Below are 9,572 nucleotides of genomic sequence, written 5' to 3'. Positions count from 1 at the left end.
CTATCGTTCCCCGTACGCCCACCACAGCCCGAACACTCACTCATCCGCGCCAGAACACACTCGTACGCTGTTCCGCGGCAGCTGTTCACAACCCCAGCGAAACGCCCTCCTAACCGCCCAGCCCGAAAAAGCCGCGCGACAAGGAACAGAGAACGGCACAGCCCCGACGGCAGCTGATCACCGCCGGCGCGGACCCGCGCCAGCAACCCACCGCTGGTCACCCCGCCGGTGCGAACAGTCCCGAGCAGGCGTTCCTTCTGCCGGGGGTCCAGACCCTGGGCGCGGCGGGTCCCGGAGATGTCTGAGGTGTGGGGCTGCTTGTGGTGTTGGCGGAGGGAAGCGGCGGGTTTCGTGGGCGTCCGGGTGGGCTGCGAATCGGCGCCGGGCGGGTGTGGGTTGCCGTGGGTGTCGGGTCTGGTGCTGTTCACTCAGAACAGCGCCAGGCCCTCACCGCTGGTGTCCGCGATGACTGGCCGGAATCGGACGGGGAGGCCGTCCAGGCGGTCGGGTCCGGCCGCGGCGGCCACGGCAGGGGCGGCCTCGGCCAGCCAGGTGCTAAACCGCTCGACGGCTTCGCGGTAGGGAACTTGCGCCAGAACACGGTGCTCGCCGGAAGGGCAGAAGTCGACGGCGACAGTGAGCAAGCAGGAACCGGGCGCGTTCTGACTGCCCGTCCAGGACACGCGCAGCACACCACAGGGTTTACGCGCGCGGGAGCCGCGGACATCGCGGTGGGTCGGGCGCAGCGATCGGCAGGCCACGTGGGCGGTCCATGCGGCGAGGTGCGGCAGTGGCAGGGTGGTGCGGGCGCGGCAGCCGGGGCAGCGGTGCCAGTGGCGGAGCCAGTCGGCGGTATGGGTGTCAAAGAGGCGTGTGTAGTGGTTGGCCACGCGGATGTCGTTGCTGTACAGGTGGTCCGGTCGTTCTTGTGTGTTGCAGGAGTGACAGAGGGGGGCGCGAACGTAGCCGTGTTCGTGGCAGTGATCGAGTACGGTGGCGGGTGCGGTGCGGCAGATGGCGCACGTCCACCCGGCCACCTTGCGGGAGGTGCCGGGTTTCCTGCTGAGTACCGAGTACAGGTGGCCTTGCAGTTCCCCGTTGTACGGGCGCAGCGGGGCGGTTGAGCAGTCGTGGCTCGTCGTCTGCTGGCCGTCGGCGGCTCGGGCCTGCCAGCCGTGGGTGGGCGGCTCGGTGACGGCCGTGTTTCCCCGGCAGGTCCGCGCGGCTTGCAGCCACTGCGTTTCGGTGTGCTCGGCCACATCCAGCAGCCTGACCACGGCGCGCGGCAGCCACCATGTCCGCGCCGTCCGGTCGCGAGTTTGCTCCACGAGTATCCGCCGCCAGTCGATCCCCGCCAGATGGGACGGCCGGCCGCCTTCACGTCGTACCGCCCGCTCGGACTCGCCCAGCTCCTGCAGTTCCCGGGTGATGCGCTGGCGCCAGCGCATCAGCGTTGCCTCGTTGCACTCCTCCTTCGGCGCGCCGCGGAACGGACCGATGCGAACCAGGTCCTGGCAGTCCATCTCCACCGCGTTCAGTTCCGCTGCCGCCCGGCGCACCTCAATCTCCAAAACACTCCACTGGCCGCCGCTTGCCTTCACCGTCGCCACCACACGGCTGCCGAGCAGGACATACCCCGCCCGGGCATGAGCAGGAGAACAGGTGAACGCCGCGGAAGCCGTCGGCACATCGCTGCCGGTCGTCAAGTCGGCCCACAGAGCGTCCGCAGCGCCCAAAGGGATCAGGCCGCCGCTGCGCCCCGGGATGACACGCTCAGGCATACCGACAGGCTAACGGCCCACACCGACATGCTCATAGGGGCGGCCTTGGTGTGCACGACTTGCTGGTATTGGGCGGTCAGGAAGACAAAGTGGACAACGGACGTGCCGGTCTCAGGACCATCGGCGGTGCAGAACAGCCGCCTGCGCACCGTCAGTCCGGGCTGTCGCTGCTCAGCCGCACCGCGGGCAGCCGGTTCACCCCGCCCGTATCCCAAGGTTGAGCGGGAGCGGGGGACAGCTTCCGCGCGCACTGGCGCATCGCCGACGTGATCCCGCACGCCGAGCAGTGCGCTGCCCTCAGCCGCTCGTGGCCTCGCCGCTCTTGCAGTTCCGCTTCGCGCAGAGCGCACCACGGCTTGGCCAACTCCTCGATCAAATCGCCGAGATGTTGGCGGGAGACGCCGGTGAAGACAGGATGGGACAAGGCCGCGCGGGCTCACTTCTTGGTCACACTCGAAGAACCCGCGCGGCCGTCTTCACGTCACGAACGGACCGGGCTCAGCTGTCGACGACGGAGTCGTAGTCCGCGACACCGGCCCGTGGCAAAGAGCAGCCGCGCCAGCCGGGACAGAAGAATCCTGGAAGAGGGGAGGTACCCATTTTGCTGACGGCGAGCGATGTATGCAGCGATGCTGTCGGGAATGAAGGCGAGGCGCAACGTGCTCGATTCGGTAGGTCCTCAGGAGATCGCATCGGTGGTCACTGGTGTCCTGGCCCTGGGCACACTCGCGATCCGAGTGAGCGGGCGCGTGAAGCTTGCGCGGGAGCAACGGCAGGCGATCACCGCGGTGGCCGAAGCGATCGCCGCCACGGGACGCCCGGCGCGCATCCGCCACCGGTCGGCCGGCACCCAGTGGTCTTTGGAGGTAGGTAACAGCCCTGTCACCGAAGAGGCGTTGCGGCCGCCGGGCCCCGCGGCGGGTGGTGACCTCGACAGGTGACCGAGCGCGCCCACGGCAGCGACGAGGAGGACCGCGATCCAGCCGAGCAAGACATGCGGGACTGCTACGACGCCTACAAGTGGAGGATCTGGCGGTTCGTCGCGTCTCAGCTTGCTGGAGCCTGTAAGGAGGACGCGGACGACGTGTGCCAGGAGACCTGGACGACTTTCTTCTCGAAGTACACGGAGCATGTCGACAAGTACGACGACCTGGCGATGATCCTTTTCCCGATCGCCCGCTGCCGGATCGCGGACTACTGGCGCAAACGCGGCAGAACCCCCGAGGCCGCAGCCGCGAGCGAAGACCTCGAGGCACTCGCGCATGGTGTCGCACCGCACTGCGGCGTCCTGATCGACGACACGACCAGCCGATCCGTGGACCTCAAGCGAGCGCTGGCCGATCTCACCACACGTCAGCGCGAAGCGCTCCACCACCATCACGTGGCAGGTCTGACCACCCAGGAGACCGCCCGCCTGATGGGCATCACCCCCCATACCGTGAAGAAGACCCTCAAGGTGGCTCTCGCCAAGCTGCGGGTCTCCCGCAGACTGGAGTCCTACCAATCGCCGGCCGACCGGAGGAGGTTCGCCCGTGATGAATGACGACGACAGCCCCTCCTTCAAGACGACCGAGACGGAGCTCGACGCCGGATTCGACGCGGTGATGGCCCGTCTTCGCAACGCGACCGCTCAAGAGCGAGAACAGCTGCGCCTGGCCTCGGACCGGGCAGAGATCGGTCATGACGCCTACGAACTGGGCATGCACCACTTGCAGGACGACGAGGGCGATCTTGAGGAAGCCGCGCGGTGGCTGCGGAAGGCAGAGCGGATGGGTGTCGCTGAAGCGGGACGCGTCCTGCGCAGCCTCCCGACGGCGCACGAGGGGCACCAGGAATCAACGGCGCCAGCACCCCCTCGGCAAGAGCAGGAGCCGCAGGAGGCCGCCGCACCCCGGGCAGCCTCCAAGGACCAGGCGAGGGCCGACGGGTCCGCGGCCCCACCGCGCCCGATGACCGTGACGGTGGAACCGGAATCCCACGTGGGCCTGGCGGCCATGACCCCGCTGCACCAGATGCTGGAGGACCTGCACACGGCCCGCAGCCTGGCCGAAACCCTGCAGACCGTGGCCGACGGCGTGGTCAGCGGCCTCGGCTACGAGCTGGCCTGCGTCAACCTCGTGCGCCCCGACGGCGACCTGGTGGTCGCGGCCCTCGCCGGGAACTCCGCCGCCGAGGGTCTCATCACCGGTCGCGTCGGCTCCCGCGCATCCTGGGACCGCCGCCTGGGCATGGGCGAGGCCTGGGGCGACCTCAGATTCATCCCCCACACCGAGGGCTGGGTCCTTGACGACGACGACGTGCCCCAGTGGTACACCGACGGCCCCGTCCCCCGCTTCGAGGACGAGTGGCACCCCTCCGACCGCCTCTTCGCGCCCCTGTACACACCCGGCGTGCAGAGCGGCGTCCGCGGCGAGCTGCTCGGCGTGATCTCCGTGGACCGGCCGCGCAACGGCCGCCGCCCCGGCGACGGCGACCGCAATGCCCTGCAGATGTACGCGTTCCAGGCGGCCATCGCGATCAGCAACGCCCGGCTGCGCGCCAACATGCAGCGCGCCCTGGTCCGCCTCGAGCGGGAGCAGCAGGCGCTCAGGGCCAGCGAAGAGAGCTTCAGGCAGGCCTTCGAGTACGCCCCCTCCGGCATGGCCATCGCCGAGATGGGCGGCGACCAGCACGGCCGAATCCTGCGCACCAACGACGCCCTGTGCAAGCTGCTGGGCCGCCCCGCCTCCGCGATGCGCCGCTACTCCTTCTCCGACCTCGTCCACCCCGAGGACATCGGCACCCTGCTGCGGACCTCCGCCGAGGGCGGCCGCGCGGAGCTGCGCCTCGGCCGCCGCGACGGCACCTACGTGTGGGTCTCACTGCGCAACAGCGTCGTCGCCGACGCCGCCGACGGCCCCCGCTTCCTCCTCACCCACGTCGAGGACATCGACGAGCGCAAGCGCCGCGAGCTGCAGCTCGCCCACCGCGCCTCCCACGACTCCCTCACCGGCCTGCCGAACTCCGCAGAGCTCCGCTCGCGCCTCAGCGCCCGGCTGTGCCCTCATCCCGGCGAGCAGGAGACCACAGTCTCGGAAGCAGCTGATGTCAGCAGCGACACCCATCTGCATGTGTCCGAGCCCGCAACCGACAGCGACGACGACACGAAGAGCCTCGTAGTCCTCCTCTGCGACCTCGACGGCTTCAAGTCGATCAACGACCGCTTCGGGAACAACACGGGCGACGCCGTCCTCATCGAGGTCGCTAGGCGGCTCACCCGGGGCGTGCGCGACGGCGACACGGTCGCCCGACTCGGCGGCGACGAGTTCGTCATCCTCGCCAACGACCTCAGCCGGGCCGACGCCCAGGACCTCGCCGTTCGCCTGCGCAACGAGATCATCCAGCCCATCCGCGCCGAGGGCAGGGCTATCCGGGTCGGTGCGAGCTTCAAGATCGGCTGGGCCCACTGCGGCATGACGGCGGACGAAGTGTTGAAGTCTGCCGACGAACGTATGTACATCGAGAAGCGTTCTCGCCCAAAACAGCACCGAAGGACCGGCTGAACTGGGCGGGCCCCGCGCGTTGCCCGCCTTCTCGTGGCTACGGACGGCGGTTACCACGATTGGCTTTGTACACGAGCTGTGAGAGGGCGTTTGAAGTAGGCAGACTGCCCTTGATGCCCTGGTAAGTTCCCCACCAGACAGACACCGCCCCGGTACCGGGGCGACGTCGCATTACGCCGCTGTTCCCGGCCCTGCCTCCCTCGGATCCCCAAGCGGCCGGGTCCGCCCATCATCCTCGTCCGCCCGCCGTCCCGGCTCCGTCTCGTCCAGCTCCCAGTAGTGCCGGCAGTCATCGCACCGGTACACCGCGATCCCCGCGTCGATCGTTAGTACGGCCCCGTGCGGGCATCCGCTGCCGTCACCGCGTCCCACACACTCCTGCTCCCAGGTATCCCCCACGATTTGACGGTGCGGCGTACCGGCCGTGTTCGTGGAGAGGGCGTGCAGGGCGCACAGGCGCTCCCGTCCGGCAACACACCCCAGCACCCGCCAGCAGCCCCAACAGCTTCCGACGACGAGGAGAACGCGGCCGCAGATCCGGCCCGCCACTAGGTCGTTTGGTGCGAATCCGATTCGGCGTCACACTGCCACCCAGAACGCTCCACAGCCGACACCGGATGGAGAGCTGATGAGCCACCACACCCCGCAGCCCAACGGCACCCCCACCCTTCCCGGGTTCATCGAGGAACGCACCGAGGGCGTAGCCGGCCCGCCCGCCATGCTGCTCCGCGTCTGGTGCCGCTGGTGCGTCCGCTGGCACACCCACGGCTACACCGGCACGAAGGTCGGTGACACCACCGACCGGGCCCCGCACTGCTACGCCCCCGACAGCGAGTACGAGACCGGCTACGACATCTGGGTCAGCGGCACTCCGTTCGCGGAGGTCCGCAAAACGATGCGAAGCGCTACGGCCGCGCAGGCGAGGGCGATCCGGGAGGGCCGGATCACCGAGGCCGTGCAGAATCTCCGCGACCAGCCCGGACCCTTCGAGTAGGCGTCCGCCCCGAGCCAGTCGCAGTCCCCGTCCACGCAGAGCGTGTCGGGGGAAGCGCCGCGCCCTGTGACCAGCGTAGCGATGCGGTCGTCCGTTTGGTGGCCTGGCCCGCGGGCGGGGACTCCCGCCCGCCCGACCGCGGGGTGATCCCGCTACTCTGCACCCTGGGTCATGGATAGGACGCCGGGGGCCAGGACCCCGGTGGGCTGCTCCTTCCCTCACCAACCATTGGAGTACTTGCGGCAGAACGGAGCGTCACTCAACGGAGGATGACGCCGGTTCTGCGGCACTCCCCCATCGCCCTGGACCTGCGAGTGTCAGGTCCTCGCCGCGACCGCAAGGAAGACGAGGGCTGCAAGGAGAGCGCCCTGCACAGCGTCCTGTAAGCAAAGCACCGGCGTACCAGGGCCGTTGTGCCGTCCGGAGCGCACGGGCGGAAGCGATCCGAGTCCGTGCCGCGCCAGGCGGTGCCACGGGAGCGGGGGTCCGGGAGCCAGCGAAGGCCCACGGCAGCCGCGGCGCCAAGGTCCGTTCGCCCGCTCCGCCCACCGCAGCGGCTCGGCAGCCGGTGGGCTACACAGTGATGCAGGACGAAGGCATACGCAACAGGCCACGCTCATCGCGTTTCCCTCCTCGAGGAGGAGAGGAAACGCTGGCGGGGGCTATGCGGCGGTCTGGAAGGCAGCCCGAGCGGCGACGGCCATCAGTTCGTCAGCCAGAGCGGCGGGGCCGAGCGTCATGAGGCCGGTGACGGCGCTGTCCCTGCGGCCGGAGGACCAGGTATTGGCAGTCGGCGGCTGGAACGGTGTCACCGCGATGCCCTGGGCCACGAACGGGGCTTCATCGAGGTAGTTCATGCCGCCGGTCCCGCAGAGAGGTACTGCGATTCCTTCAGCAGGTCGTCGGTCTTCACGTAGAGCGCGGTCGCGAGGGAGTCCAGGGCTGGCGTCACAACCGACCTTTGGACTCCCTCGCTTCATGTCATGCGCGCCAGCGAGCCCTTCTGTGACTTGCCAAGATAGGTGTCACCAATTCTGCGGGCCGACCTGGGCTTCGGTGGCGCAGCGGTCGCGCCACTTGTCACCAGATGGTCGACCTTGTCGCCACCTGCTCCGAGTTTTCGGCCCAGTTGTCACCGAGCGCATGGAGATTCGGCAGGTCGGAGGATTGGTGAACAGCAGTGAGGTCTTGCGATTCAGATCCCCGGGTCACGATTGTTGGAGCCGGTAGCGGTGCGGGGCGTTGCCCCGGGCACCGGAGCGTTGGCAGGGACGGCCACCACGGATCTGTCCGAGATGCGTGGGCGCAGCGGCATCAGCCTGGCGGGTGATGGCCGCCGTGCACATCACCAGGGCACTACGCCGGCGTCGTCGAAGAACTGTCCGGTGGGGCCGTCGTCGGGCAGGGTCGCGAGTTTGACGGCGATCGCCGCGCCCTGTTCGGGGGTGCGCACGCCGCGGAAGCCGTTGAGGTCGGTGGCGACGTAGCCGGGGCAGCCGGTGTTGATCAGGATGTTCGTGCCGCTCAACTCCCGGGCGTATTGGAGGGTGACGGCGTTCAGGAACGTCTTCGACGGCGCGTACGCCGCGGACACCGGACCTGCCGTCTGCTCGGCGGCGGGTCCTGACTGCCGGGTGAGGGAGCCGACGCTGCTGGACATGTTCACGATCCGTGGTGCGGCGGAGCGGCGCAGCAGCGGCAGCATCGCGTTGGTGACGCGGATGACGCCGATCACGTTGGTGTCCACGACCGTGTGGATGGTGGCGGGGTCGATCCGGGTGGGCTCCTGTGGCATGTCGCCTGCGATGGCGGCGTTGTTGACGAGCACGTCGAGGCGTCCGGCCTGTTCGTCGATCAGCCGTGCGGCGGCGGTCGCGCTCGCGTCGTCGGTCACGTCCAGCGGTACGGCGAACGCGTCGATGCCAGCGGCGCGCAGTTTCTCCACCGCGGCGCTTCGGCGCTGGTCGTCGCGGGCGCCGACGCCGACGCTCCAGCCGAGGGTGCCCAGGCCTGCGGCGATCTCGTAGCCGATTCCCTTGTTCGCGCCGGTGACCAGCGCGATCGTCCGTTCAGTCATAGGGACGATGCTGCCTTCGGGCCTCGGCGGGGGTCCAAGACCGATCGAGTGCGCAACGATACCGTCAGGGTATTGATCCGGGATAGCATGGCCGGATGGAGACCCGGGAACTGCGGTATTTCGTCGCTGTCGCTGAAGAGCTGCACTTCGGGCGTGCTGCGCAGCGGCTCGGGATCGCGCAGCCACCGTTGTCACGGGCGATCCAGCGGCTCGAACGCCGGCTCGGGGCAGTGCTGTTGGATCGGACCAGTCGCACTGTCACGCTGACCGAGGCCGGCTCGGTGCTATTGGTCGAGGGCCGGGCGGCTCTCGACGCGGTCGAGGCCGCCGAGCGTCGGACCCGCCGCGCCGCCCTTTCCGTGACCGGCCGCCCCGGCCTGGTCCTGGTCACGAAGGCCAGCGCGTCCAGGGAACTGCTGGCGAGACTGCTCGACGCGTACGCCGCCGAACCCGGCGCGGTCCCCGTCGACGTCATCCTGTGCGGTCCCGCCGAGCAGGAACGACTCCTGCGCGAGGGCCGGGCCGACGTGGCGCTGCTGCACCGGCCGTTCGACTCGACGGCCGGATTCCACACCGAAGAGCTCAGCACGGAGAGTCAGGTTGTGGTCCTGCCGGCCGGGCATCCGCTCACCGCCCGGGCCCATGTGCACATGGCCGACATCACCGGGCTGCCGGGCCTGCCCCTCCCACGCTGGCCCGACCCCGACGGCACCTACCCGCCCGGCCCCGGCCCGCAGGTCCGCGACCATGCGCAGTTGTTGCAGCTCGTCGCGCTCGGCCGTGCCTGTGCGGTCTCACCGGAGTCGTGCCGAGCCCAACTGCACGGTGACCTCGCCGCCGTGCCCGTGCTGGACGCGCCGACAGTCACCACCGTGATCGCCTGGCCACCGCACAGCCGGTCCAGAGCCGTCGCCGACCTCATCCGGACTGCGACACGTCTCCAGTAGCTCCCACCCGCCCGGCCAGGCTCCACCCATCGTGGCCCGGCTCAGGCGGCAGATCGCGGTGGGTGCACGCGGCTGGTGTCAGTCTGCGCGACCAGGTGACATCTATCTCGACCACTCACACCTTCGCATCATTCATCTAGTAGGACTCCGTTAGGTCTGTCTGCCTGCAGTGTTCAGGGGCATGAGGACTGTGTGGACGCACATGAAGTCAATCGTGTTCGGGCGACGTTG

The 9,572-nt window shown here is 69.1% G+C and carries 8 protein-coding genes; 5 read left to right on the top strand and 3 right to left on the bottom strand.

What is annotated here, in order from left to right; genetic code table 11:
• Nucleotides 1–428: 428 nt before the first annotated feature.
• Complete coding sequence (locus AB0M27_RS45140) at nt 429–1,781, bottom strand: endonuclease domain-containing protein (RefSeq protein ID WP_365731734.1); 1,353 nt, start codon at nt 1,779–1,781, stop codon at nt 429–431.
• Between the two features lie 617 nt (nt 1,782–2,398).
• Here AB0M27_RS45140 and AB0M27_RS45135 point away from each other — a divergent pair.
• From AB0M27_RS45135 to AB0M27_RS45120, 4 genes are all read left to right on the top strand, one after another.
• Entirely contained in the window at nt 2,399–2,722 is a 324-nt protein-coding gene (locus AB0M27_RS45135; protein WP_365731732.1) for a hypothetical protein, read from the top strand.
• A complete protein-coding gene (locus tag AB0M27_RS45130) occupies nt 2,719–3,324 on the top strand; it encodes a sigma-70 family RNA polymerase sigma factor (protein ID WP_365731730.1) in 606 nt (201 codons plus the stop codon). The genes AB0M27_RS45135 and AB0M27_RS45130 overlap by 4 nt, the downstream gene beginning before the upstream one ends.
• A gap of 412 nt (nt 3,325–3,736) precedes the next feature.
• Nucleotides 3,737–5,323 carry a diguanylate cyclase CdgB gene (gene cdgB / locus AB0M27_RS45125; RefSeq protein WP_365731736.1) on the top strand — a complete coding sequence of 529 codons (1,587 nt, stop codon included), beginning with the start codon at nt 3,737–3,739 and terminating at the stop codon, nt 5,321–5,323.
• Between the two features lie 628 nt (nt 5,324–5,951).
• The gene (locus AB0M27_RS45120; RefSeq protein ID WP_365731728.1) at nt 5,952–6,317 is read left to right on the top strand and encodes a hypothetical protein; all 366 of its coding nucleotides are present in this window, start codon (nt 5,952–5,954) and stop codon (nt 6,315–6,317) included.
• Between the two features lie 662 nt (nt 6,318–6,979).
• Here AB0M27_RS45120 and AB0M27_RS45115 read toward each other — a convergent pair.
• Together AB0M27_RS45115 and AB0M27_RS45110 are read right to left on the bottom strand one after the other, a co-directional pair.
• Nucleotides 6,980–7,174 carry a hypothetical protein gene (locus tag AB0M27_RS45115; RefSeq protein WP_365731726.1) on the bottom strand — a complete coding sequence of 65 codons (195 nt, stop codon included), beginning with the start codon at nt 7,172–7,174 and terminating at the stop codon, nt 6,980–6,982.
• Nucleotides 7,175–7,662: 488 nt separating this feature from the next.
• Nucleotides 7,663–8,394 carry an SDR family oxidoreductase gene (locus AB0M27_RS45110; protein WP_365731724.1) on the bottom strand — a complete coding sequence of 244 codons (732 nt, stop codon included), beginning with the start codon at nt 8,392–8,394 and terminating at the stop codon, nt 7,663–7,665.
• 95 nt (nt 8,395–8,489) lie between these two features.
• Between AB0M27_RS45110 and AB0M27_RS45105 the strand changes: the two genes are divergently transcribed.
• The gene (locus AB0M27_RS45105; protein WP_328965346.1) at nt 8,490–9,341 is read left to right on the top strand and encodes a LysR family transcriptional regulator; all 852 of its coding nucleotides are present in this window, start codon (nt 8,490–8,492) and stop codon (nt 9,339–9,341) included.
• Nucleotides 9,342–9,572 lie beyond the last annotated feature (231 nt).

Source organism: Streptomyces sp. NPDC052107, assembly GCF_040680215.1.
Taxonomy (GTDB): Bacteria; Actinomycetota; Actinomycetes; order Streptomycetales; family Streptomycetaceae; genus Streptomyces.
This window is presented reverse-complemented; position numbering and strand designations above follow the sequence as displayed.